Below are 26,527 nucleotides of genomic sequence, written 5' to 3'. Positions count from 1 at the left end.
ATGACAAAATTACTGAAAAATGTTCAAATGTTAAATGAACAAGGCAAGTTTCAATCAACAGACATCCTGATAGATGGTGGAAACATTAAAGAAATCGGTGCTTCAATCTCGGCTGAGGCTACTGAAGTAATCGACGGTAAAGGTCTTGTAGTAGCCCCAGGATTTGTAGATGTACATACTCATCTTCGTGAGCCAGGTTTCGAACATAAAGAAACGATTGCAACTGGTACAGCTTCTGCAGCTAAAGGTGGCTTCACAACAATTTGTGCAATGCCTAACACTAAGCCAGTACCAGATTCAATTGAAAATCTTGACTACATAAATAGTTTGATTGAAGATAGTGCAGTCATTCGCGTTTTACCTTATGGGTCTTTAACAGTCGCACAATCTGGCGACAAACGCACAAACTTAACAGATTTAAAAGCACATGGTGCAGTTGCATTCTCTGATGATGGTGTTGGTGTACAAGAAGCAGCAACTATGTTTGAGCAAATGAAAGATGCAGCGAAAATTGGCATGACGGTCGTTGCGCACTGCGAAGATAATTCATTGATTTACGATGGCGTGATGCACGAAGGCACTCGCAATCATGAGCTAGGTTTACCGGGGATACCATCTGTTTGTGAATCAGTGCAAATCGCCCGTGACGTTTTACTAGCTGAAGCAGCAGGTGCACATTACCATGTATGTCACGTATCAACAAAAGAATCGGTACGCGTAGTACGTGATGCAAAAGCAGCAGGCATTAAAGTTACTGCAGAGGTTTGTCCGCACCACCTTCTATTAGAAGAAATGGACATTCCATCAGATGATGCAAACTGGAAAATGAATCCACCTTTACGTGCGAATGATGACTTACAAGCATTACACGAAGCATTACTTGATGGCACCATTGACTGTATCGCAACAGACCACGCACCACACACAGTTGAAGAAAAATGCTGTGGTATGGTAGGTGCACCATTCGGCATTGTCGGTTTTGAAACAGCGTTCCCACTACTGTATACAAAATTTGTTGAAACAGGTAAATGGACATTAAAACAATTAATCGATTGGATGGCTGCAAAACCAGCTGAGTTATTCAACTTACCATATGGCAAAATCGAAGTTGGGGTATCGGCAGATTTGATCTTACTTGATCTAAATAAAGAACAAACAATTGATGCTGAAGGTTTCGTATCAAAAGGTAGAAACACACCATTCAATGGATGGACAGCAAAAGGCTGGCCAGTTATGACAATCTTTGAAGGTAACATCGTATGGGAGGAAGCACAATGACAAACAGAAAGTTAATTTTAGAAAATGGTATCGTATTTGAAGGACAAGCCTTCGGTAGTGACTTAGCATCAGACGGAGAAGTTGTATTTACAACAGGAATGACAGGCTATCAAGAAACATTGTCTGACCCATCATTTGCAGGACAAATTGTGACAATGACATATCCATTAATCGGTAACTATGGTATTAATCGTGACGATTTTGAAACAATTGACCCTGCAATAAAAGGATTCGTTGTACGCGAATTAGCACAAACACCATCAAATTTCCGTTGTGACACAACATTAGATGAATTCTTCAAAATGAAAAAAATCCCTGGTATTGAAGGGATTGATACAAGAAAGTTAACTCGTTTGATTCGCGAAATGGGTTCGATTAAAGCTACTTTAACAGCAGCAGGAGAAGAAGTAGTTGTTGAAGAGGTTGTAGCAAAATTAAAATCAACTACATTCCCAACAAACCAAGTAGAGCAAGTTTCTACCAAAACACCATATCCAAGCCCGGGTCGAGGTAAAAAAGTTGTATTAATGGACTTCGGTATGAAGCATGGTATTTTGCGCGAGTTAAACAAACGTGACTGTGACGTCGTTGTAGTACCATACAATATGCCAGCAGAAGAAATTTTAGCTTTATATCCAGACGGTATAATGTTATCAAATGGACCTGGAGATCCAAAAGATGTGCCAGTAGCAATTGAAACAATTAAAAATCTAATCGGAAAAGTGCCAATGTTCGGTATTTGCTTAGGACATCAACTTTTCGCACTAGCTTGTGGCGCAGATTCATTCAAACTTAAATTTGGGCACCGTGGTGCTAATCATCCAGTAAAAGAACTAAAAACTGGACGTACTGAACTAACTTCTCAAAACCATGGCTATGCAATCGACCCAGCTTCACTAGAAGGAACTAGTTTAGAAGTTACTCACCTTGCATTAAATGACGGAACAATCGAAGGTTTAAAACATAAAGAATACCCAGTATTCACAGTACAATATCACCCAGAAGCATCACCAGGACCAGAAGATTCAAACCACTTATTTGATGAATTTATCGAGTTAATGAATGTAGATACTAGAAAGGAGCAACACCATGCCTAAACGTCAAGATATCAAAACCATTTTAGTAATCGGCTCAGGCCCAATCGTAATCGGACAAGCTGCAGAATTCGACTATGCCGGAACACAAGCATGTCTATCATTAAAAGAAGAGGGCTACCGCGTCATTTTAATTAACTCAAACCCAGCAACAATTATGACGGATACTCAAATTGCAGATAAAGTGTACATCGAACCAATTACATTGGAGTTTGTATCACGTATAATCCGTAAAGAACGCCCAGATGCAGTCCTACCAACTTTAGGTGGTCAAACGGGTTTAAACATGGCTATTGAATTACATGAATCAGGTATTTTAGATGAACTAAACATTGAAATCCTTGGTACAAAACTTGATGCCATCAATAAAGCAGAGGACCGAGATTTGTTCCGTAACTTAATGTATGAATTAGGGGTTCCTGTACCAGAATCAGACATTATTCACAACTTAGAAGAAGCACATGCTTTTGTTGGAAAAATTGGTTATCCAGTTATCGTTCGTCCTGCATTCACGCTTGGCGGAACTGGCGGTGGTATTTGTTATAACGATCAAGATTTAAACGAAATCGTGACATCTGGTCTAAAATATAGCCCGGTAACACAATGTTTACTAGAAAAATCAATCGCAGGTTTCAAAGAAATAGAATATGAAGTAATGCGTGACTCTAAAGACAATGCAATCGTAGTTTGTAACATGGAAAATGTGGATCCAGTTGGGATTCATACAGGAGATTCAATTGTAGTTGCACCATCTCAAACTTTATCAGACCGTGAGTATCACATGCTACGTAATGTATCGCTTAAAATCATTCGTGCACTTAAAATCGAAGGTGGTTGTAACGTTCAACTTGCCCTTGATCCACACAGCTTCAACTACTACATTATTGAAGTGAATCCACGTGTATCACGTTCATCAGCACTTGCTTCAAAAGCAACTGGTTACCCAATTGCGAAGCTTGCAGCGAAAATCGCAGTCGGTTTAACATTAGATGAAATGATGAACCCTGTTACGGGCAAAACTTATGCTTGCTTCGAACCAGCACTAGACTATGTTGTGGCGAAAATTCCACGCTGGCCTTTCGATAAATTCGAAAATGCAAAACGTAACTTAGGTACTCAAATGAAAGCAACTGGTGAAGTAATGGCAATCGGCCGTAATTTCGAGGAAGCTATGCTAAAAGCAGTTCGTTCACTTGAAACTGGCCATAAACATATTGAAATGAAAAATCCTGAAGAGCTGTCAGATCAATGGATTGAAAAACGTATCCGTAAAGCAGGAGATGAGCGTCTATTCTTCCTGGGAGAAGCGTTGCGTCGAGGTGTGACTATCGAAACAATCCATGAATGGAGCCAAATCGATCTATTCTTCTTAAATAAATTTAAAAACATTGTTGATTATGAAACTGTATTAAAAGATAATCCGCATGACAAAGCCGTATTGCGCCAAGCGAAACGTATTGGTTTTGCAGATGAAACCGTTGCGAAACTTTGGAATACAACAGAGTCAGCGATTTATGACTTCCGTAAAGAAAATGGCATCGTACCAGTATACAAAATGGTAGATACATGTGCTGCTGAATTTGAATCAGAAACACCATACTTCTACGGTACATACGAAGATGAAAATGAATCAATCAAGTCAGATCGTGAATCTGTAATCGTGCTTGGATCAGGTCCAATTCGTATCGGACAAGGGGTAGAATTTGACTACGCAACAGTACACTCTGTTTGGGCGATTAAAGAAGCAGGGTACGAGGCAATCATTATTAACTCAAACCCAGAAACAGTTTCAACTGACTTCTCAATCTCTGATAAGCTTTACTTCGAGCCATTAACAATCGAAGATGTTATGCACATCATTGATCTTGAACAACCAAAAGGTGTTGTCGTACAATTTGGTGGCCAAACAGCTATTAACCTAGCAGATAAATTGGAAGCAAGAGGCGTGAAAATTTTAGGAACATCACTAGATGCAATTGACCGTGCTGAATCACGCGACCGTTTCGAGGAAGCACTACACGAAATCGGTATCCCACAACCGATGGGGAAAACGGCTACTTCTGCTGAAGAAGCGATTGTTATTGCTAAGAGAATCGGATTCCCAGTTTTAGTGAGACCATCATATGTACTAGGTGGACGCGCAATGGAAATCGTTTATAACGAAGAAGAACTACAGTATTACATGGAGCATGCGGTTGAAGCTAGCCCAGAGCACCCAGTATTAGTTGATAGATACTTAACTGGTACAGAAATTGAAGTAGATGCGATTTGTGACGGCGAAAACGTCTTGATCCCAGGTATTATGGAGCATATCGAACGTGCAGGTGTTCACTCAGGTGACTCGATTGCAGTATATCCACCTCAACAACTGTCTCAAAAACATATTGATACATTAACAGACTATACAACTCGTTTAGCCAAAGGTTTGGAAATCAAAGGTTTAATGAACATCCAGTATGTAATTTCTGATGACGAAGTATATGTTATCGAAGTAAACCCACGTGCATCACGGACAGTACCGTTCTTAAGTAAAATTACGAACTTACCGATGGCGAATATTGCAACAAAAGCGATACTGGGTCAATCAATTGTGGAACAAGGTTACCAAACTGGTTTGGCACCGATTCAAAAAGGTGTTTACGTGAAAGTACCAGTATTCAGCTTTGCTAAATTGCGTCGGGTTGACATTACATTAGGACCTGAAATGAAATCAACAGGTGAAGTAATGGGGAAAGATAGTACACTAGAAAAAGCGCTATATAAAGGTCTAGTAGCAGCTGGAATGGATATTAAGGATCACGGTTCAGTCTTAATGACAGTAGCGGACAAAGATAAAGACGAAGCAATTGCTTTAGCTAGACGCTTTACGAATATCGGCTATAGTATTTTAGCAACACCAGGTACTGCAAAAGCAATTGAAGAAGCAGGTATAAAAGCGAGTGTTGTTGATAAAATCGGATCAAATGGTCCTACTTTACTAGACGTTATCCAAAATGGCGGTGCTCAATTAATCGTCAATACACTAACAAAAGGAAAACAACCTGCACGTGACGGTTTCCGTATCCGCCGTGAATCAGTAGAAAATGGGGTTCCATGCTTAACATCTCTTGATACTGCAGAGGCGATGCTTCGAGTAATCGAATCTATGACCTTTACAGCTGAAGAAATGCCTAAGCAGGAGGTGCGAGGATGATTCACCAAGAACGTATGCAAGTTGTACGCCAACAGCAAATTGCTGAGGATATTTTTGAGCTGACTTTAACAGGTCAGCTTGTCCTAGATATGAAACAACCGGGTCAATTCGTCCATGTACGTGTAACGGATACATTTGAACCTTTACTAAGAAGACCGATTAGCATCGCATCAATTGATCATGAACTATTGCAGTTCACAATGATTTACCGAGCAGAAGGTCGTGGTACTACAATCTTATCGGCAAAACGACCAGGTGAAGAAGTGGATGTACTTGGCCCGCTAGGACACGGTTTCCCTGTAGAAGAAGTAGAACCAGGGCAAACAGCACTATTAGTTGGTGGTGGTATTGGAGTTCCTCCTTTGTATCAGCTATCAAAAGAATTGCATGCAAAGGGAGTACGTACGATTCACGTATTAGGATTCCAATCTGAAAACAACGTCTTTTACGAAAAGGAATTTTCTAATTTAGACGACACATACATCGTAACAGTAGATGGTAGTCAAGGAACAAAAGGATTTGTCACAGACTTATTAAAAGAAACAGCACCTAAATTTGATGTTTTTTATAGCTGTGGACCAACTCCGATGCTAGGGGCATTAGAGCAAACTTATCCTGATAAAAAAGGATTCCTTTCCTTTGAAGAACGTATGGGCTGCGGCATCGGAGCTTGCTATGCTTGCGTATGTAATACAACAGATGCAACAGAAAAAGAATACTTGAAGATCTGTTCTGACGGTCCAGTCTTCCCAAGAGGAGTTGTGAAGCTATGAATAGATTACAAGTCGAATTACCAGGCTTATCATTAAAAAATCCAATTATCCCAGCTTCGGGCTGCTTCGGATTTGGACAAGAATATGCACAGCTTTATGATCTATCAAAGCTAGGTGCAATAATGATAAAAGCTACAACATTAGAAACACGCTCAGGTAACCCAACGCCACGTGTTGCTGAAACAGCGGCGGGTATGTTAAATGCCATTGGCTTACAAAATCCAGGTTTAGAGCATGTTTTATCACATGAACTTCCATGGTTAGAAAAATATGATGTGCCGATTATTGCTAATGTGGCTGGAACAGAAACTGCCGATTATGTAGCAGTAGCAGAGGCTATTTCAAAAGCACCAAATGTACATGCATTAGAGTTGAATATTTCATGTCCAAATGTTAAATGTGGTGGTATTCAATTCGGTACAGATCCGAAATCAGCAAGTGACTTAACGGCAGCAGTAAAAGCGGTATCAGATGTACCTGTATATGTAAAATTATCACCAAATGTAACGAATATTTCTGAAATCGCAAAAGCTGTAGAAGCAGGCGGAGCAGACGGTATTACGATGATTAATACATTAATCGGTATGCGTTTGCATCCGAGAACAGGAAAACCGATTATTGCTAACGGTACTGGAGGGTTATCAGGTCCAGCTGTTAAACCGGTAGCAATTCGTATGGTCCATGAAGTAAGCAGAAACGTTAATATTCCGATCATTGGAATGGGAGGAGTTGCAACTGCAGAGGATGTTATCGACTTCCTATCTGTAGGGGCAAGTGCTGTAGCAGTAGGTACTGCAAACTTTGTGGATCCATTCGTCTGCCCAAATATTATAGAAGCATTACCACAAAAGCTAGATGAATTAGGTTATAACAAATTAACAGATGTAATTGGAAGGAGCCACCGCTAAATGAATAATAAGCCTATTATCGCGTTAGATTTTCCAGATGAACAGAAAGTAATGACATTTCTTTCTCAGTTCAATGAGCCACTATTTGTGAAGGTGGGTCTTGAGCTTTATTTACAAGCAGGGCCAGACATTATACGCAAAATTAAAGCACAAGGTCACGACATTTTTTTAGATTTAAAACTGCATGATATTCCAAATACGGTGAAATCAGCGATGAAGGGCTTAGCAAAACTTGGTGTGGACCTAGTCAATGTCCATGCTGCAGGCGGTTCAAATATGATGGCGGCTGCTCTTGAAGGATTAAAAGAGGGAACTGAGGAAGGTAATAAGCGACCAGTTTTAATTGCAGTAACTCAGTTAACCTCGACGACTGAAGAGGAAATGCAAAACGAGCAACAAATCAATTTATCTTTAGATCAATCAGTAATGCATTATGCCAAACTTGCACAATCAGCTGGTTTAGATGGTGTTGTCTGCTCTGTACTTGAAGCAAAAGCAATCAGCGAAGTATGTGGAGAAAGCTTCCTAAAAGTAACACCAGGTATACGTATGGTTGGTGGTGTTGCACATGATCAAAAACGCGTTGCTACACCTGATTTTGCACGCGAAGAAGGCTCGACGCAAATCGTTGTAGGTCGTGCTATTACACAAGCAGAAAATCCAGTTGAAGCGTACCATGCTGTACAGCAATTATGGGGAGGACAACAATAATGACAATTCAAAAAGAAGTAGCACAAGGTATGTTAGAAGTAGGAGCAGTAGAGCTAAGTCCGAATGATCCATTTACTTGGGCATCAGGTATTAAATCACCAATCTACTGTGATACACGTTTAACAATTTCTTTTCCAAAAGTACGTACAACAATCGCAAACGGCCTTGCAGCGCTTATTAAAGAAAATTTCCCGGAAACAGATGTAGTAGCTGGTACAGCAACAGCGGGAATACCACATGCAGCATGGGTAAGCGACATTTTAGACTTACCTATGGTATATGTACGTTCAAAACCAAAAGACCATGGTCGTGGTAACCAAACAGAAGGAAAGCTTTCTGAAGGTCAAAAAGTAGTTGTAGTAGAAGATATTATTTCGACAGGTGGTTCTAGCATTACAGCAGTAGAAGCACTTCGTCGTGAAGGCGCTGAAGTACTTGGTGTCGTTTCAGTATATTCATATAAATTACCACGTGCTGAACAGGCTTTTGCGGAAGTGGGTGTTCCTTACTATTGCCTATCAAACTTTGAAGCATTAGTTGAAGCAGCAAAAGAATCAGGTGCTATTAATGAATCAGACATTCCAGGTTTACTACAATGGCATGCTGATTTAAAAGCCGGGAACTTAAAATAATAATACAAATATAGGTGCTTTTAAACTAGCAAGGGAAAAGAAATTATCTCTTGCTAGTTTTTTTATTGTGCAAAATGCTACTTTATAAAGAATCATTTTAAATGAAGAAAATAATTGTATATATGTTGCTTAATTATGGAAATTGTTTTAAAATCAATTAAACCAATAAGTTAACTAGGGATATTAAGTGGATTTCTTTACTTGAGAAACTGAAGGAAATGGCCCACTGAAGTTTCAGCAACACCTAATTTTTAGGAAGGAGCTAACTTCAACATGATTGCGTGCAATTATGAGAGATAAGAGTTGAATTAGTCCCCCTCAACTCTCTTTCTAGAAGATGTAGAAAGAGAGTTTTTTAATAGAAGTCGTTTATTCCATAATTGGTAAATAACAAAGAGAGAGGTTATAAAGATGGTACAAAGAATTGATGGGAAACAAGGTAAATTTGTATTGGATGCTGCAACACAAGTTGGAAGTGTCATTTTAAAAGTAAAAGATTTGGAACGTCAAATTGCATTTTACGAAAATGTAGTTGGTCTTGTCGTTTTAGAAAAAAGTACACAACATGCTAAATTTGGTGGTAAAGGCAGTAACAACGTTATTTTTGAATTAGAAAAAACCGCGGAAAAATTACAAACCGCTAAAAGTACGGGTTTATTCCATACAGCTTTTTTATTACCAAGTAGAGAAGCGTTTGCAACGAAATTTTTCGAAATTCTACGTAATAAGGAAACGATAGATAGTCCGATAGAGCAATCTTCACGTTTCCCGCACTTTGAACGCTATATTCCAATTGCTAGGTTAGATAGTGCGAGTGATCACGGTTATAGTGAGGCGTTTTATATATATGATATTGAAGGAAATGGTATAGAAATATATGCGGATCGTCATCGTGAAGATTGGGATAAGTATCCTGGTGGAAGTAATCCTCTTAATTTCAAAGAGTTAGCTCCATTAGCTGATTTTGAAACAGATGGGAAATTACCAGCTGAAACAATAATTGGTCATGTTCATTTGCGAATAGCAAATATAGAGGAATCCGTAGATTTCTATATAAATAAATTAGGTTTTGAAAAACAGATGATTATTGATACAGCATTTTTTATTTCAGTAGGGGGCTATCATCACCATCTTGCGGGAAATGTATGGTCGGGTGAAGGACTTCAAAAGGCAGCTGAAAATGAATCAGGATTGAAAGAAGTACGTTTTAAATTACCAACAACAGAAAGTTATGAGACAGCAAAAAATTATATTAAACAACAAATACAAATTCAAGATTTAGGGGATGAGTTTGTTGTAGAAGATCCAAGTGGAAATCGTATGGTTTTTGAAATTGCATAAAACAAAAAATCGAATCGTTATAAAAGGTAACAAAATGAAGTTTAGTTGTTGTATTTTTTAACATCACTACTAAAATTATTGAAGTATGATTAGACTTAGTAGAAAATTTATCGCATGCCCAAATGCTTGTAGCAAAGTCCTACCTTTATATAGAAAGTTATTTATAATGATCCAAATATAAGTAAAAACAACGATTGAAAAAGCTAAATTAGATAATGTGAAAATAGGATTTGGTACAACGGAGAAGTGATTAAGGCAGTGCAGTAAATAGTAAAAGGAGTCGCGTTTGAAAAATGTGCGACTCCTTTTAAGTGTTCTTAAATCTTATTATTTTAATTTCATGATTAATTCTTCATCGGGTGTTACATACAATGTCTTTTGCTCGAAGTAAATAACAAAACCAGGTTTAGAACCATTTGGTTTTTTTACTTGACGTACCTCTGTGTAATCGACAGGTACGGACGACGATTCACGTGCTTTACTGAAATAGGCTGATAAAGTTGCCGCTTCTAGTAAAGTTTGTTCATCTGGTTCAGAAGAGTGAATAACGACATGTGATCCTGGGATATCCTTTGTATGCAACCAAATTTCAGATTTACGTGCGATTTTAAATGTTAAATAATCATTTTGTTTATTGTTTTTGCCAACTGAAATGTCAATACCAGTGGAAGATTTGAATTTTTCTGGAGTTGGTTTAGTTGGTTTTTTACGTCGTTTTGAAGCACGTAATTTCAAGTAGCCTTGTTCAGCTAACTCTTCACGAATTTCTTCTATATCAGCTGGAGCAGCTTGTTGTACTTGTTGCGATAGCATTTCAAAGTAGGCTAAATCTCCTTGCGTTTTATTGAGTTGCTCTTGCACCATGATAAGTGCGTTTTTCGCCTTGTTGTACTTAGTATAGTAGCTCTGTGCATTTTCAACAGGTGTTTTCCGTTCGCTAATAGGGATCGTGATTTCTTCACTGTCCTCACTATAATAATTAACAACAGTAACTTCCTTTTGCCCTTTTTCAAATGCGTACAAGTTGGCCATTAATAACTCACCGAATAATTGGAATTGGTCTAAATTGTTTGCTCGATCCAAATCCTTTTGGAGTTTTTTTAACTTTAATTTAAGTTTGCTAATTTCATTTTGTAACCAGCGTTCTAAATCACCAGCTTGTTGTTTAACGCGGTCTCTCTCAGCTCTTGCAAAGAATACGCGATCCAGTAGACTGCTAAGGTTTGAGTAGCTTGTATGCTCACCTTCTAGATGTGTTAATTTCACTGGTGAAAAATATGTTTTCCCTTTTACTTCAGCGTAGGTTGGTGAATTCCCTCCAATTTTAAATTCTTCAATAAATAAAGAGAAGAGGTCAGCAATTGGTTGCCCTGTAGCTTCACTTCTGTATAACAATTCAGTAGCATGTAAGGGAGAAAAGCCTGTAAAATTCTGTACTATTTCTTGAGTGTTTTTTTCTTCAGCAAAGAATAGTTGTATTGATTCCCTACTTACTGTTTTAGGGTCTTCCTTATCTTGTTCTGGTGGTGCGATAAAAGGTTGGCCAGGCAAAACAGTACGGTAACTATTCATAGCAGGTGGTAGATGCTTTAAGCTATCTACGATTTTGTCTGTTTCTTTGTCGACTAAAATTAAATTGCTATGACGCCCCATGATTTCCGCGTGCAATTCCCTCGTGATTGGGTCACCAATTTCATTTTTACTAGCAATTTTCAAGATGAGGACGCGGTCAGCACCTTGTTGTTGTATTGATTCAATAAATCCACCTTCAATATGTTTACGAAGCAACGAGCAAAACATAGGTGGTTCTGGCGGGTTTTCAATTGTTTGTTCTGTGATATGAACACGTGCATAGGAAGGGTGGATTGAAAATAATAATTTGTGATTTCCACCATTGGCACGTATATGTAAAATAATTTCTTGGGTGTTCGGTTGATGCACTTTCGCGATTCGGCCTGTTACTAACTGTTGTAGCTCTTTCGCCATTGCGATTGTAAATAAACCATCATAAGCCATAAGTGATTCCTCTTTCAAAACGTTTTGTTCTATCTTAACATTTTTTTCGTTTATATAGGTAAGTGTAGGATTTGTAAAATGCAGTTCTTCGTGACTAATGAGTATCGATATTAATCATTTTTTTATTCTATTAAGTGAACTTCTAGCAAATCTGCAAGGCAAAACTTGTATTCATATGTTATAATTAAAAATCAGTATGCAAAGAAGGATGTGACTGACCTTGGTGCGTAGTATGACTGGATTTGGCAGGGGTGTCACAACAACGGAACAATTTCGGCTTACTGTAGAAATTCGATCGGTAAATCATCGTTTTTTAGAAGTTACGACACGTTTTCCGAAAGAGTGGATGGAAGCAGAAGTTCATACAAAAAAAATGCTTTCCTCATTAGTTTCAAGAGGTAAGTTAGATGTTTCCGTACATGTGAAAGAATTGTCACAGCAACAGCAAGTTGTACAAGTGAATTGGCCTCTAGTCAATGCTTATAAAGAAGCAAGAGAAGAATTGCAAAAACAGATATTGCTCGACGAGAAGTGGTCGATGACAGAACTTTTGAGTTTAGAGCAAGCATTAACTGTCAAAGTGCAAGAGACATCAAAAGAAGAAATTTTAACAGCTGTAGATCAAGCTGTACAACAAGCTGCAAGTGCACTGATCCAAATGCGCGAAAGAGAAGGTCAGGAATTGCAAGAGGCGGTAGTAGGTTTCAAAACGGATTTAGCAGAGCAAATAGAGTTAATTCGTAAAGTGGCCGATCAAGCCGTACAAAAGTATCGCGATAAGCTCGTTACAAGAATTGCAGAGCTTGCAGACATTAGCGCGTTAGAAGAACGATTATTAGCGGAGGTTGCAATTTTTGCTGAAAAAGCAGATATTGCTGAGGAATTAGACCGTTTATCAAGTCATTTTGTCCAACTTGATGAAACGCTTCAAGAAAACGTTTCTATCGGACGAAAACTCGATTTCTTATTACAAGAGATTCATCGTGAAATTAATACAATTGGCTCTAAAAACCAATCTGTTGAAGCTTCAGCTGCTGTTGTCCAAGCAAAAACTATTCTTGAGAAAATGCGAGAACAAGTTCAAAATATTGAATAATTGTGTTTACTAAATGTACTATTAATATATTGTAATGATGAGGGAGAAAGCATGAGAAGAGAACGTGGATTATTAATTGTCCTATCTGGCCCTTCAGGTGTCGGAAAAGGTACTGTACGAAAAGCACTTTTTTCACAACCAGATACTAATTATGAGTATTCTATTTCCATGACTACACGTCTACCACGTGAAGGCGAAGTTGATGGTGTTGATTACTTCTTTAAATCAACAGAGGAATTCGAAAGTTTAATCGAACAAGGACAACTCCTTGAATATGCGAAGTATGTAGGAAACTATTACGGCACACCTCTAGAATATGTAAACAAAACATTAGATGCTGGACGTGATGTATTTTTAGAAATTGAAGTACAAGGTGCAGCTCAAATTCGTGACAAGGTTCCAGATGGTTTATTCATCTTCCTTGCGCCACCTAGCATTTCAGCATTACAGCAACGATTAGTTGGGCGTGGTACTGAAACAGAAGATGTTATTGCAACGCGTATTGCTGCTGCAAACCAAGAATTAGAAATGATGAATTTGTACGATTATGTCGTTGAGAACGATGAAGTACAATTAGCTTGTGATCGTGTCAATGCAATCGTAGTTGCGGAACATTGTCGACGTGAAAGAGTAGAAAAACAATACTTAGCTATGCTGAGAGGAGAATAATTAGATGTTATACCCATCTGTTGACGTATTAAAACAAAAAATCGATTCAAAATATTCATTAGTTAGCCTTGCTTCAAAAAGAGCACGTGCAATGCAAGAAGGTAGTGACTATAGGCTTTCATCTTATAAATCACATAAGAATGTAGGGAAAGCACTTGAAGAAGTTTCTGCTGGCGTTTTAAGTCAAGTAGCCCAAGACGAATCAGCTATTTACGAAGACGAAGTTTAATGACATGACAACGTGAGGCTCCCGAGGAAATTAACATTTCTTTGGGAGCTTGTCGTTTTGAAAGGAAGAAAAAAATGCTTGCAAATAAAAACATTTTACTTTGTGTTTCAGGCGGAATCGCCGTCTACAAAGCAGTAGCATTGGTGAGTAAATTATCTCAAGCTGGTGCACATGTGAAAGTAATGATGACTGAATCTGCAACACGTTTTGTAACACCTTTAAGCTTTCAAGTAATGTCTAAAAATGATGTTTATACAGACACTTTTGATGAAAAAGATTCAAGTGTTATTGCACATATCGATTTAGCAGATTGGGCGGATTTAATCATCGTAGCTCCGGCAACTGCAAATGTAATTGGTAAACTTGCAAACGGCATTGCAGATGATATGGTAACAACTACATTATTAGCAACAACTGCAAAAGTGTGGATTGCACCTGCAATGAATGTTCATATGTATGATAATCTTGCAGTTAGACGAAATATTGCCCAATTAGCTGAGGATGGCTATGAATTTATTGAACCATCAGAGGGCTTTTTAGCTTGCGGATATGTAGGTAAAGGTCGTTTAGAAGAACCAGAGAAGATTACAGCATTAGCTGCCCAGTTTTTCGAACCAAAAAACGGACTTTTAAAAGGTAAGAAAGTTGTTATTTCTGCAGGACCAACGCGTGAAAGAATTGATCCCGTACGTTATTTAACCAATTTCTCAACTGGGAAAATGGGCTATGCTATGGCTGCTGCAGCACATAAATTAGGTGCAGAAACTGTACTTGTATCAGGTTCGGTTGCAATTGAGCCTCCAGCGGGTGTACGGGTTGTTCATGTGGAAAGTGCTGAGGACATGCTTCAAGCTATGTTAGCTGAATATGATGACGCCAATATTGTTGTAAAAACAGCTGCGGTAGCGGATTATCGTCCAAAAACGGCGCATTTGCAAAAAATGAAAAAGCAACCAGGTGATGCGATTATTGAATTAGAACGCACCACCGATATTTTACTGACATTAGGGGAACGAAAAAAAGATCAATTACTAATTGGTTTTGCAGCAGAAACCAATGATGTATTAAAGTATGCAAAAGGTAAGTTAGAAAAGAAAAATGCAAATTATATTGTTGCTAATGATGTAACGCAAGATGGAGCAGGCTTCGGCACTGATACAAATACGGTTACACTCGTTGGGCTTAATGATTTCGAAAAAACATTCGTTCATCTTCCTAAAAAAGAATTGGCACTTGAGTTATTCAAAACCATTTTAGCAAGGGAAGAAAGTTTAACGTGATTGCGCAAGTCATCGTAGACGTAGCGGCTTATCCAGTGGATCGACCGTTTGACTACGCTGTTCCAGAAGAATGGCAAGCACTTGTAGAAGCCGGATGTCGTGTGAAAGTACCATTCGGCCCTCGTAATGTGCTTGGTTTCATCACTGCTTTAAAGGAAGAAACGGATGTTCCACAAGGTAAACTAAAAGCACTATCACAGTTACTCGATATTGAACCTGTCTTAACAGGTGAAATGCTACAGCTTGCCCAGTGGATGACAAGGCATACTTTATGCTTTGAAATTGATGCATTACAAGTGATGCTACCCTCTGCTTTACGGGCGAAATACGAAAAAACCATTCATCTCTCAGGCCCACTAGCTGACCTGCCAGCTGAATTGCAAAATCTTTTTGGCAATAAATCATCAATTCCATATAAAAAAGTAGAAGTTGCTGGATTTCTAAAATCATTGAAATACAGTATTGAACAAGGAACAGTTCAAATAAAAACAGTCGTCAAACAACAAGGTCAAGTAAAGGCTGTCCGAAAGTTGGAAATTTTGGATGATGAAGTGAAGTTACAGCAAATTGCTGCTGATATTCCAAAAAGAGCGAAAAAACAAGTTATGGTCGCTGAATGGATGGTGGATCATAAAGGTGAAGTTTTTACACCAGAAGAACTTTGTCAAACCTTAAATATTACAACTGCTGTTCTTAATGCGCTAATTGAAAAAGGGGCTGCCAAGTATATTCAAGAAGAAGTATACCGAGACCCATTTACTAAAAATGCAGTGAAGACGAAGCCGCTTGCACTGACTGATGAACAAGAAGTAGCATTACAGCAAATATTAACAGCGATGAAAAATAAACTACCGACAACGTTTTTACTGCATGGCATTACAGGGAGTGGGAAAACGGAAGTGTATTTACAGGCTATTCAAAGTACTCTTGAAAAAGGAAAAGAAGCAATAGTACTCGTCCCTGAAATTTCTTTAACACCTCAAATGTCGGAGCGTTTTCGTTCACGTTTTGGAGAACTAGTTGCTGTTCTTCATAGTGGTTTATCGAAAGGCGAAAAATATGATGAATGGCGAAAGATTCAAAGAGGGGAAGTAAAGGTTGTAGTAGGCGCTCGATCAGCTGTCTTTGCTCCTTTCACAAATGTAGGGTTATTCATATTGGATGAAGAGCATGAGTCGACTTATAAGCAAGAGGACTCACCGCGTTATCATGCACGGGAAGTAGCTATTTGGCGTAGTGAATTTCATCAATGTCCTGTCATATTAGGTAGTGCAACTCCCTCTTTGGAATCTTTTGCTAGAGCAAAGAAACACGTATATACATTATTGACATTAAAAAAACGTGCAATGCAGCAATCCCTGCCAACAGTTGAAATTATCGATATGCGTGAACAATTGAAAAACGGGAATCGTTCGATGTTCTCTGAGGAGTTAGCAGAAGCAATTCGTATTCGACTTGAAAAAAAAGAGCAAATGGTATTATTCCTTAATCGTAGAGGCTTTTCTTCATTTGTGTTATGCAGAGATTGTGGTACGGTTGTGCAATGTAAAAACTGTGATATTTCTATGACCTATCACCGCTCTCAAGAAAAACTGAAATGCCACTATTGTGGCTATGAAGAACAAGTCCCGCATGAGTGCCCTGAATGTCAAAGTGAACATATTAGATTTTTCGGTACAGGGACGCAAAAGGTTGAAAGTGAAATATATAAGTTCTTTCCTGAAGCAAGAGTACTTCGTATGGATGTTGATACAACGAGACAAAAAGGTTCTCATGAACGTATCTTAGATGCCTTTGGTCGCGGAGAAGCAGATATTTTACTAGGAACACAGATGATTGCGAAAGGGCTTGATTTCCCTAACATTACGTTGGTTGGTGTTCTGAGCGCTGATACGTCATTAAATTTACCGGACTTTAGAGCTGCGGAGCGAACATTTCAATTACTTACCCAAGTAAGTGGACGTGCCGGACGTCACGATAAACCTGGTGAAGTATTTATCCAAACTTATACACCGGAGCACTATGCAATCGAACTTTCAAAAGAACAAGATTATGAGCCGTTTTATATGCAGGAAATGCAAATGAGACAGCGTTTCGCCTATCCACCGTATTATTTTGTCGTACTTATTCAAGTTACGCATGAAGATGTACTGATGGCAGCAGAATATGCAGGTAAGGCAGTGGATTGGTTACGTATGCAACTATCACAAAATGTTGGTATTATCGGTCCGACAGCAGCGTCAATTAGTCGTGTGCAAAATAGATATCGCTATCAATGTTTGATAAAATATAAAAAAGAGCCTAATTTAACGGCTACTTTACAACAATTAATTCGCATGTATCGAACAGACTGGGTGAAAAAAGGTATTCAATTAACAGTTGATTTAGACCCTTCATCCATTTAGATATAATCGCAAGAAAAGAGGGCATTATGGCATTATTAGATATTGTAAAAAATCCAGCAAAAGTGTTAGAAACTAAAGCAGCACCTGTTACTAAATTTGATGCAGAGCTAGCAAAGTTACTTGATGATATGTATGATACAATGCTTGAGCATGATGGTGTAGGGATAGCAGCACCTCAAGTAAATAAAAGCATTCAAGCGGCAGTTGTAGAAATGGGCGAGGAAAGAGCCATTCTGGAAATCATTAATCCAACGATCTTAGCCACAGACGGTTCAGCTATAGAGATTGAAGGATGTTTGAGTTTTCCTGAACTTTATGGAGATGTAGAACGTCCTGATTATGTCCATATTAAAGCGCAAGACCGTAATGGAGAATGGTATGAAGTTGAGGCAGCCGGTTTTGATGCACGTGTGATTCAACATGAAATTGACCATTTGTTTGGTGTGTTATTTGATAAGAAAATTATGCGTGTTTATACGCTTGAAGAATTAGAAGAAATGGCCGAAGCAGAGGAGGAACAGGAATGATTTCCATTGTCTTTATGGGGACACCTGCCTTTTCGGTGCCGGTTTTGCGTATGCTACATGAAGAAGGATACGATATTAAAGCCGTCGTAACACAACCGGATCGTCCTGTTGGTCGTAAACGTGTTTTAACACCACCACCTGTCAAAGAAGAGGCTGTTCGTTTAGGGTTACCGGTAATTCAACCAGAGAAACTTCGTGGGTCTGAAGAGTTGCAAGAAATCATAGCTTTAAATCCCGATTTAATTGTGACAGCAGCTTTTGGTCAAATTTTACCGAAGGAACTATTAGATACACCGAGACTTGGTTGTGTGAACGTTCATGCTTCATTACTACCAGCTTATCGAGGTGGAGCACCTATTCATCAATGCTTAATCGATGGGCAAGAAAAGACAGGTGTTACGATAATGTATATGGAAGTTAAACTTGATGCAGGTGATATTATTTCACAAGCAGAACTCACAATTGAAGAGCAAGATCATACAGGTCTATTATTTGATAAATTAAGTATTATCGGTCGCGACCTACTAAAAGAAACGTTACCTTCTATTATCGAAGGTACTAATAATCGCATCCCGCAAGACGAAGCAAAAGTGACTTTTGCTCATAATATTTCACGTGATCAGGAGCTAGTCAATTGGCAGCAAAATAACACAGAAATTTATAACCAAGTAAGAGGTTTACATCCATGGCCGGTAGCTTATACGAAATTGAATGGCGATAATATTAAAATTTGGTGGGCGCAAAAGTCGGATAAAAAACATAGTGAAGATCCTGGTACTGTTATTGCTATTGATAAAGAATATTTTACAGTGGCTACAGGTAACGGAGAAGCAATAAATATTTTAGATTTACAGCCAGCTGGCAAAAAGCGTATGACTGCGATGGATTACTTAAGAGGTACCGGGTCAAAATTACAGATTGGGGACCGTTTTGAATGACAAAAAAGAAAGATAAAATTTGGGATGGTAATGTTCGCGACGCAGCATTAACTATTCTTCTTGCAGTAGATAAACAGCAAGCATACAGTAATTTACTTCTTCATCAAACAATTGAAAAATATAATATAAAGCCGAAAGACCGTGCTCTTTTAACGGAAATTACTTACGGTACACTTCAATACAAAATGACTTTAGATTATTATTTAGAGCCTTTTGTTCGCGGGAAATTGGATGATTGGGTGAGATGGTTACTACGCTTGTCATTATATCAAATTGCATACCTATCTAAAATTCCTGACCATGCAGCAGTAAATGAAGCCGTTGAGATTGCTAAACACCGAGCACGCCATCAAGGTGTCTCTAAAACAGTAAACGGCATTTTACGTTCGGTCTTACGTGACGGAATTAGAGATACGACGGATATTAAAGATCCGATTGAACGACTTTCTATTGAAACGAGTCATCCGAGCTGGTTAGTACGCCGTTATGTAGAAGCTTATGGCATTCAAAAAACATCTGATATGCTGTTTGAAAATAATCTACCTCCACAACAAACAATTCGAGTAAATACAGCAAAGGTAACTACAGATCAAGCGCTTGAAAGCTTGTGGGGTGAGAAATTTGAAGTTGTGCGTAGTAAAGTGTTACCGGAATGCTTGCATTTATTAACGGGTCAAGCTGCGCGTACAGAATCTTATAAAAATGGTTTGATTACCATTCAAGATGAAAGCTCTATGATTCCGGCTTACGCTTTGCAAGTAGAGCCAGGAATGAGAGTTTTAGACATGTGTGCTGCACCGGGTGGTAAAACGACACACATTGCTGAAAAAATGAAAAACGAAGGCGAGTTAATCGCAACTGATTTACATGCTCATAAACTTAAGCTTATTAAGAGCAATGCAGAACGTCTAGGCCTAACTATTATTGACGCACAAGTATTAGATGGTCGAAAAGCAACTGAGCAATTTGAAAAGCAATCATTCGATCGTATTTTAGTCGATGCACCGTGTAGTGGCTTAGGAGTTATTAGACGTAAACCGGATATTAAATATACAAAAAAAGAAGAAGATTTCTCATCACTACAACCAATACAATTACAATTACTGGATTCAGCTTATGAATTATTAAAAAATGAAGGCAAAATGGTTTACAGTACTTGCACAGTTGATAAAATTGAGAACGATGGAACTGTTTCTGCATTTTTAGAAAAACATCCGGATATGGAACTTGAACCTGTACCAAATGTACCAGACGTACTCAAAGAGCTTCAAACAAACGGAATGATGCAAGTCTTTCCACAAGACTTTAGCAGTGATGGCTTTTTCGTTGCTGCTTTTAGAAAAAAAGGAGAATTTACAAACTAATGGATCAAGAAATACAAAAACCAGTAAGAGTGAAAAAAGAAAAACCACAATTACGCCAATCGATTTATTCATTATTACCAGAAGAAATGCAAACTTGGTTAAAAGACAACGGTGAAAAACCATTCCGTGCAGGCCAAATTTTTGACTGGTTATATATAAAACGTGTAACAACATTCGATGAAATGTCTAATTTATCGAAAGAATTACGTGATAAATTAGCTGCTGACTTTGAACTTAGTACATTAAGCACATTAATCAAACAAGAATCTAAAGATGGTACCATCAAGTTCTTGTTCCAATTACAAGACGGCTATTCAATTGAAACTGTGTTAATGCGTCATGAATATGGGAACTCTGTTTGTGTAACGACACAAGTGGGCTGTCGTATCGGATGTTCATTCTGTGCATCTACTTTAGGAGGACTAAAACGTCATTTATTAGCTGGTGAAATTGTTGAGCAAGTTGTCAACGTTCAAAAAGCTTTAGATGAAGTTGGTGAACGAGTAAGTCATGTCGTGATCATGGGAATCGGTGAACCGTTTGATAACTATGATGCCATGATGAGCTTCTTAAAAGTCATCAATCATGAAAAAGGATTAAACATTGGTGCACGCCATATCACAGTCTCAACTAGTGGTATTATTCCTTCAATTTATAAATTTGCAGATGAACAATTACAAATCAACTTTGCCTTGTCATTACACGCACCAAATCAAGAATTACGTCTACGTTTGATGCCAATCGCAAAAGCATATAAATTGCCAGACCTAATTGAAGCAATTCGTTATTACACTGAGAAAACAGGTCGTCGAGTTAGTTTTGAATATGGCCTATTTGGAGGAGTCAATGACCAAGTAGAACATGCTGAAGAATTAGCGAAATTAATCAAAGGTATTAAATGTCACGTGAACTTGATTCCAGTAAACTATGTTCCAGAACGTGACTATGTACGAACACCAAAAAATGATATTTTCTCTTTTGAAAAAACATTAAAAAATAATGGTATTAATGTAACGATTCGACGCGAGCACGGTTCAGATATTGATGCTGCATGTGGTCAATTACGTGCGAAGGAGAGAAAGCAAGAAACGACGAATTAATGGGGTGACTGGCTGTGGAATATATAGTAGCGAGTGATATTGGAAGGAAAAGAACGGTAAATGAGGACCGGGCTATATTCATTGAACGTGAAGATGCATATAAACTTGCCATTGTCGCTGATGGTATGGGTGGACACAATGCTGGAGATATAGCTAGTGCTATGGCGGTTTCTGGATTTGAACAGTTATTTTTGCAAGCAGATGCGGAGTCATTTCAATCAACTGAATTGAAAAAAGAATGGCTATTAGCATCTGTTCAAGAACTCAATGAATCGATTTATCAATATTCTTTATCACACGAAAATTGTCACGGCATGGGAACAACTTTAATAGCCGTTCTGATTGATGCTGACGAATGTATTATTTGTCATATCGGAGATAGTCGTGTGTATTTCAGCACGAAAACTAATTTGCAACTTATTACAAGAGATCACTCTTATGTGAATGTACTCGTCGATAATGGAGAAATTAGTGAAGAAGAAGCCGAAAGTCATCCTAAGAAAAACTACATCATTAAATCTTTAGGAACAGAAGCGACGATTGCACCAGATTTTTATACGGTGCAATTCGTTGCTGATTCATATTTTTTAGTTTGTTCTGATGGCCTAAGTAACAAATTAACTAAACAAGAAATGCAAGCGATTATTCATCTGCCACTACCTATTCAGGAAAAAGGTGAACAACTGATACAACTGGCAAATGAACATGGCGGTGAAGATAATATCTCGCTTATTTTATTTGCAGATAATATGAAGGAGGTGTAAGAATGCTTGTTGGAAAAAGATTAAGTGGCCGTTATAAAGTTCTTGAATGGATTGGCGGCGGCGGTATGTCCAATGTTTATCTTGCACACGATATGATTCTAGATAGAGATGTAGCAATTAAAGTACTAAGATATAGCTTTTCCGATGAAGAGGAACTTCACCGACGTTTCCAAAGGGAAGCGCTATCTGCCACAAGCCTTACACACCCTAATATTGTGAGTATTTATGATGTTGGTGAAGATGGTGATATGCATTATTTAGTAATGGAATACGTTGAAGGCAAAACATTAAAGCAATACATACAGGAATTTGCGCCTTTATCACCAGTGAAATGTGTCATGATAATGGAGCAACTAACCTCAGCTATTGCACATGCTCACCAAAATCAAATTGTTCATCGCGATATTAAGCCACAAAATATTTTAATGGATCAAGATGGTAATGTGAAAATTACGGATTTTGGTATTGCGATTGCATTAACAGCAACATCCTTTACACAAACGAATTCAGTTTTAGGAACAGTCCACTATTTGTCACCTGAGCAAGCACGTGGAGGAACAGCAACAAAGAAATCGGATATTTATGCATTGGGAATTGTACTCTACGAATTGTTAACAGGCAAGCTACCGTTTATGGGTGAATCAGCAGTGTCAATCGCACTGAAACATTTACAATCTGAAACGCCATCAGTACGCGCAATTGTGCCCTCTATTCCACAAAGCTTAGAAAATGTTGTGTTTAAGGCAACTGCTAAAGATCCAGCACACCGATATTTTACTGTTGAAGAACTTCAGGAAGATTTATCGACAGTTCTTGAAGAAAATCGAAGTCAAGAATCGAAATTTATGCCTCCTGTTGACCACGATGAGACAAAAGCAATGCCAGCCATTACTAAGGCACAAATGATTCGAAATGTGGACATTGAAAAAACAAAGGAAATACCAGTGGTAGAAGATAATAAACATAAGGAAAAAAAGGGCGGTAAAAAGAAATCGAAGAAAAGAAAATTATTGCTACTCGTTAGTGGTATTATAACTTTCCTTTTATTGTTTATCTTAGTCCTGGTACTATACCCTAATCTATTCAAAGAAAAGAAAGTGGAAGTTCCAGATGTTGCTGGACAAGAGTTAGCGAAGGTAATTGATTTACTAGAAGAGAAGGGCTTTGAGATAGGTAGACAAACTGAACAAGCTTCTGAAGATATTAAAGAGGGAGATGTTATATCGACGAATCCGGCTGCTGGAAAAGAGCTTAAAAAAGGTTCGGAAATTGATATCATGGTAAGTTCAGGGCAGAAAAAAGTAACATTGATCGATTATAGAGGTCGAGACATAGAACAAGTAAAAAAATTACTATCAAAGTATAAGTTTAAAGACATCGAAACTAAAACTAAACACTCTGATCAAGAACCTGGTACTATTTTAGATCAGACGCCTGATGCAAGTGATGAGGTCGTACCTGCAGACACTATTATTGTTTTTACTGTAAGTGAGGGTCTAGAGCAGGCGCAAGTTGGAAGTTTACTAAGATATGATGAGGATGCGCTTAAAAGTTATGCAAAATCATCGGGTTTTAACGTCCACATTGCAAAAGAGGAAAACTCAGAAACTGTTCCAAAAGGACAAGTTATTTCTCAAACTCCTCAAGCGGGGACTATGGCAAGTATCGGATCTACAATTAATGTGGTTATTTCAAAAGGACCGCTACAAAAATCAGTAAAATTTTACGAGGCTATAATTGATATTCCATACGACCCTGAAGAAGAGGACGAGGAGCAAGAAATCCGTATTTACGTCCAAGATCGTAAGCGCTCAATTGCAGATGTTGATCAACAGTTTAAAATTTATGAATCAAAAAAAATACGACTTCCTTTAGCAGTTGAAGAAGGGCAAAAAGCAATTTATCGTATTGTCCGAGATGATAAAATAATTATTGATGAGACAATAACTTTCGAACAACTAGAAAAAATGGAAAAATTACAATAAGGAGGAATTTAATGGAGAAAGGTCAGATCCGAAAAGCGTTAAGCGGATTTTATTATGTTCACTCAGACGGTGAACTAATTCAATGCCGCGGTCGTGGCGTATTCCGAAATAGAGGGATTTCACCACTTGTTGGTGACTTTGTGGACTTTGTGGTTGAAGGAAATAATGATGGTACAATCACAGCCGTTCATGAGCGTCATAACGAACTTGTACGCCCGCCAGTGGCGAATATTGACCAAGCAATCCTTGTCTTCTCAGCAAAAGAACCAGCTTTTAATACAATTTTATTGGATAAATTTTTAGTAGCGTTAGAATCTTTCCATATCCACCCAATTATTTGCTTAACAAAAACAGATTTATTAACTTCAGAAGAAAATGAAGGCATCCAACAGTATGTTAAAGATTATCAAGAAATAGGTTATGAAGTGATTCAAACCTATAAAAGTGATCCGGAAATACTGGTGAAAATTGAACAGGTTTTAGATGGTAAAACAACTGTATTGGCAGGACAATCTGGTGTTGGGAAATCTACTTTATTGAATACAATTATGCCATCATTAGAATTAAAAACCGGGGTTATATCAGAAGCGCTAGGACGAGGAAAGCATACGACAAGACATGTTGAATTAATCCCTCTTGCTGGAGGGTTAATTGCTGATACGCCTGGATTTAGCTCTTTTGATTTCGATACACTTGAAAAAGAAGAATTAACATCTTGTTTCCCGGAATTACAGCGTTTATCGGAGGATTGTAAATTTCGTGGATGTTTACATTTAAAAGAACCAAAATGTGCTGTGAAAGCTGCAATAGAGAACAAGGAAATTAAGCAGTATCGCTATGATCATTACCTGCAGTTTTTGCAAGAAATAATTGATAGAAAGCCGAGGTACTAACGATGATTAAAATCGCACCATCTATTTTAGCTGCTAATTTTTCAAAATTAGCTGATGAAGTAAAACAAGTTGAAGCAGCAGGAGCAAAATTAATTCATATCGATGTAATGGACGGACATTTTGTACCGAATATTACAATGGGCCCAATCGTAGTGGAGGCTCTACGTCCGGTAACAGATCTACCGCTTGATGTACATTTAATGATTGAAAATCCAGATCAATATATCGAAGACTTTGCAAAAGCCGGTGCAGATTATATTACAGTACATGTAGAAGCATGCCGTCATTTACATCGTACAATCCAATTAATTCGTTCACATGGTGTGAAACCAGGTGTCGTATTAAATCCTCATACACCAATCGAAACAATTCAACATGTTTTAGAAGATATTGATATGGTGCTATTCATGACAGTAAATCCGGGCTTTGGTGGACAAAAATTCATTCATTCGGTAGTGCCTAAAGTTGAACAACTTTCAACAATTATTAAAGAAAAAGGCTTGAATGTGGAAATTGAAATTGATGGCGGGATTAATGCAGAAACAATCATTCCTTGCGCAAAAGCTGGTGCAACAATATTCGTAGCAGGATCAGCGATTTACGGCAAAGAAGATCGTTCAAAAGCGTTACAAGAAATTCAATTAGCTGGAGAAAAAGCAATCCAATGAAAACTATTGTGATTTGTGCTGGAGGCCCTGAGCAAGAGATCGTGTCCAACGATTTCTTGCTTTCGTTTTCTGATGCTTTTTTCATTGGAACAGACCATGGGACGATGTATTTATTAAATAGAGGAATTGTTCCAGATATGGCTGTCGGTGACTTTGATTCGATAACAAATGAAGAATGGCAAGAAATTTCCGAGCGAGTACCTCATATTGAACGTTACTCACCTGAAAAGAATGAGACAGATACTGAACTCGCAATTATTAAAGCGCTATCATTAGAGCCAACTACAGTATATATTACTGGAGTAACAGGTGGTCGTTTAGATCATTACGAGGCAAATTTGCATACAGTATATCGCTTACAATTAGCGTATCCACAATTACATATAAAAATAGTAAATCGTTCAAATGAACTACAATTTTTACTCCCTGGTGAACATACAATGGTACAGGATGATCATTATAAATATATGTCCTTTTTTGCATTCAAAGGCCCTGTAGAGAATATGACGTTGCGCGGTGTTTTATATGAAACCACCAATGAAGTAATTGAAGTAGGAACCTCTCGTTTTACAAGTAATGAAATATCTGACGGAATCGCGTCTATTTCATTCACAGCAGGCATATGCTTAATGATAAGAAGTATAGATGACTAGCGAGGAGTGG

Annotated in this window: 23 protein-coding genes and 1 riboswitch; of the genes, 22 read left to right on the top strand and 1 reads right to left on the bottom strand. The window is 38.1% G+C overall.

Features of this window, described 5'->3' with window-relative positions:
• The 8 genes from MHH98_RS17055 to MHH98_RS17020 all read left to right on the top strand — a co-directional run bounded on the left by MHH98_RS17055 (position 1) and on the right by MHH98_RS17020 (position 9,930).
• Positions 1–1,278 (top strand): dihydroorotase, encoded by a 1,278-nt coding sequence (locus MHH98_RS17055; protein WP_038183918.1) that lies wholly within the window; start codon positions 1–3, stop codon positions 1,276–1,278.
• Positions 1,275–2,375 carry a carbamoyl phosphate synthase small subunit gene (locus tag MHH98_RS17050; protein WP_076065432.1) on the top strand — a complete coding sequence of 367 codons (1,101 nt, stop codon included), beginning with the start codon at positions 1,275–1,277 and terminating at the stop codon, positions 2,373–2,375. The genes MHH98_RS17055 and MHH98_RS17050 overlap by 4 nt, the downstream gene beginning before the upstream one ends.
• Positions 2,368–5,565: a carbamoyl-phosphate synthase large subunit gene (carB, locus tag MHH98_RS17045; RefSeq protein WP_076065431.1), complete on the top strand. Its 3,198-nt coding sequence runs from the start codon at positions 2,368–2,370 to the stop codon at positions 5,563–5,565. The genes MHH98_RS17050 and carB overlap by 8 nt, the downstream gene beginning before the upstream one ends.
• Positions 5,562–6,338, top strand: a complete 777-nt coding sequence (locus MHH98_RS17040; protein ID WP_038183927.1) for a dihydroorotate dehydrogenase electron transfer subunit — start codon at positions 5,562–5,564, stop codon at positions 6,336–6,338. The genes carB and MHH98_RS17040 overlap by 4 nt, the downstream gene beginning before the upstream one ends.
• Positions 6,335–7,246 (top strand): dihydroorotate dehydrogenase, encoded by a 912-nt coding sequence (locus tag MHH98_RS17035; protein ID WP_038183930.1) that lies wholly within the window; start codon positions 6,335–6,337, stop codon positions 7,244–7,246. Before MHH98_RS17040 ends, MHH98_RS17035 begins: the two co-directional genes overlap by 4 nt.
• Positions 7,247–7,957, top strand: a complete 711-nt coding sequence (gene pyrF / locus MHH98_RS17030; RefSeq protein WP_038183933.1) for an orotidine-5'-phosphate decarboxylase — start codon at positions 7,247–7,249, stop codon at positions 7,955–7,957.
• On the top strand, positions 7,957–8,589 hold the full coding sequence (pyrE, locus tag MHH98_RS17025) for an orotate phosphoribosyltransferase (protein ID WP_038183935.1): 633 nt from the start codon (positions 7,957–7,959) through the stop codon (positions 8,587–8,589). Before pyrF ends, pyrE begins: the two co-directional genes overlap by 1 nt.
• A gap of 193 nt (positions 8,590–8,782) precedes the next feature.
• Positions 8,783–8,892: riboswitch (SAM riboswitch) on the top strand.
• A 108-nt stretch (positions 8,893–9,000) separates the two neighbouring features.
• Entirely contained in the window at positions 9,001–9,930 is a 930-nt protein-coding gene (locus tag MHH98_RS17020; protein WP_340713289.1) for a VOC family protein, read from the top strand.
• A gap of 327 nt (positions 9,931–10,257) precedes the next feature.
• Here the strand turns inward: MHH98_RS17020 and MHH98_RS17015 are convergent, their stop codons facing one another.
• Positions 10,258–11,946: an Rqc2 family fibronectin-binding protein gene (locus tag MHH98_RS17015; protein WP_076034025.1), complete on the bottom strand. Its 1,689-nt coding sequence runs from the start codon at positions 11,944–11,946 to the stop codon at positions 10,258–10,260.
• A 220-nt stretch (positions 11,947–12,166) separates the two neighbouring features.
• Between MHH98_RS17015 and MHH98_RS17010 the strand changes: the two genes are divergently transcribed.
• The 14 genes from MHH98_RS17010 to MHH98_RS16945 all read left to right on the top strand — a co-directional run bounded on the left by MHH98_RS17010 (position 12,167) and on the right by MHH98_RS16945 (position 26,517).
• Complete coding sequence (locus MHH98_RS17010) at positions 12,167–13,042, top strand: YicC/YloC family endoribonuclease (protein ID WP_038183941.1); 876 nt, start codon at positions 12,167–12,169, stop codon at positions 13,040–13,042.
• Positions 13,043–13,093: 51 nt separating this feature from the next.
• The gene (gene gmk, locus MHH98_RS17005) at positions 13,094–13,711 is read left to right on the top strand and encodes a guanylate kinase (RefSeq protein ID WP_038183944.1); all 618 of its coding nucleotides are present in this window, start codon (positions 13,094–13,096) and stop codon (positions 13,709–13,711) included.
• A 4-nt stretch (positions 13,712–13,715) separates the two neighbouring features.
• A complete protein-coding gene (gene rpoZ / locus MHH98_RS17000) occupies positions 13,716–13,940 on the top strand; it encodes a DNA-directed RNA polymerase subunit omega (protein ID WP_038183947.1) in 225 nt (74 codons plus the stop codon).
• A gap of 74 nt (positions 13,941–14,014) precedes the next feature.
• Positions 14,015–15,220 (top strand): bifunctional phosphopantothenoylcysteine decarboxylase/phosphopantothenate--cysteine ligase CoaBC, encoded by a 1,206-nt coding sequence (gene coaBC, locus MHH98_RS16995; protein ID WP_340711562.1) that lies wholly within the window; start codon positions 14,015–14,017, stop codon positions 15,218–15,220.
• Positions 15,217–17,625, top strand: coding sequence for a primosomal protein N' (gene priA / locus MHH98_RS16990; protein WP_340713288.1), 2,409 nt, complete (start codon positions 15,217–15,219; stop codon positions 17,623–17,625). Before coaBC ends, priA begins: the two co-directional genes overlap by 4 nt.
• 26 nt (positions 17,626–17,651) lie before the next feature.
• Positions 17,652–18,152: a peptide deformylase gene (def, locus tag MHH98_RS16985; RefSeq protein WP_038183955.1), complete on the top strand. Its 501-nt coding sequence runs from the start codon at positions 17,652–17,654 to the stop codon at positions 18,150–18,152.
• Positions 18,149–19,090 carry a methionyl-tRNA formyltransferase gene (gene fmt / locus MHH98_RS16980; protein WP_038183958.1) on the top strand — a complete coding sequence of 314 codons (942 nt, stop codon included), beginning with the start codon at positions 18,149–18,151 and terminating at the stop codon, positions 19,088–19,090. Before def ends, fmt begins: the two co-directional genes overlap by 4 nt.
• Positions 19,087–20,454, top strand: coding sequence for a 16S rRNA (cytosine(967)-C(5))-methyltransferase RsmB (rsmB, locus tag MHH98_RS16975; RefSeq protein WP_038183961.1), 1,368 nt, complete (start codon positions 19,087–19,089; stop codon positions 20,452–20,454). The genes fmt and rsmB overlap by 4 nt, the downstream gene beginning before the upstream one ends.
• Positions 20,454–21,554, top strand: a complete 1,101-nt coding sequence (gene rlmN / locus MHH98_RS16970; protein ID WP_038183964.1) for a 23S rRNA (adenine(2503)-C(2))-methyltransferase RlmN — start codon at positions 20,454–20,456, stop codon at positions 21,552–21,554. Before rsmB ends, rlmN begins: the two co-directional genes overlap by 1 nt.
• Positions 21,555–21,568: 14 nt before the next feature.
• A complete protein-coding gene (locus MHH98_RS16965) occupies positions 21,569–22,318 on the top strand; it encodes a Stp1/IreP family PP2C-type Ser/Thr phosphatase (protein WP_038183967.1) in 750 nt (249 codons plus the stop codon).
• Positions 22,319–22,320: 2 nt separating this feature from the next.
• The gene (gene pknB, locus MHH98_RS16960) at positions 22,321–24,303 is read left to right on the top strand and encodes a Stk1 family PASTA domain-containing Ser/Thr kinase (RefSeq protein WP_038183970.1); all 1,983 of its coding nucleotides are present in this window, start codon (positions 22,321–22,323) and stop codon (positions 24,301–24,303) included.
• A gap of 11 nt (positions 24,304–24,314) precedes the next feature.
• Complete coding sequence (gene rsgA, locus MHH98_RS16955; RefSeq protein WP_038183972.1) at positions 24,315–25,196, top strand: ribosome small subunit-dependent GTPase A; 882 nt, start codon at positions 24,315–24,317, stop codon at positions 25,194–25,196.
• A 2-nt stretch (positions 25,197–25,198) separates the two neighbouring features.
• Positions 25,199–25,864, top strand: coding sequence for a ribulose-phosphate 3-epimerase (gene rpe, locus MHH98_RS16950; protein ID WP_038183974.1), 666 nt, complete (start codon positions 25,199–25,201; stop codon positions 25,862–25,864).
• The gene (locus tag MHH98_RS16945; protein WP_038183976.1) at positions 25,861–26,517 is read left to right on the top strand and encodes a thiamine diphosphokinase; all 657 of its coding nucleotides are present in this window, start codon (positions 25,861–25,863) and stop codon (positions 26,515–26,517) included. Before rpe ends, MHH98_RS16945 begins: the two co-directional genes overlap by 4 nt.
• Positions 26,518–26,527: the final 10 nt, after the last annotated feature.

The sequence above is a fragment of the Viridibacillus sp. FSL H8-0110 genome (assembly GCF_038003565.1).
Classification (GTDB): domain Bacteria; phylum Bacillota; class Bacilli; order Bacillales_A; family Planococcaceae; genus Viridibacillus; species Viridibacillus arenosi.
This window is presented reverse-complemented; position numbering and strand designations above follow the sequence as displayed.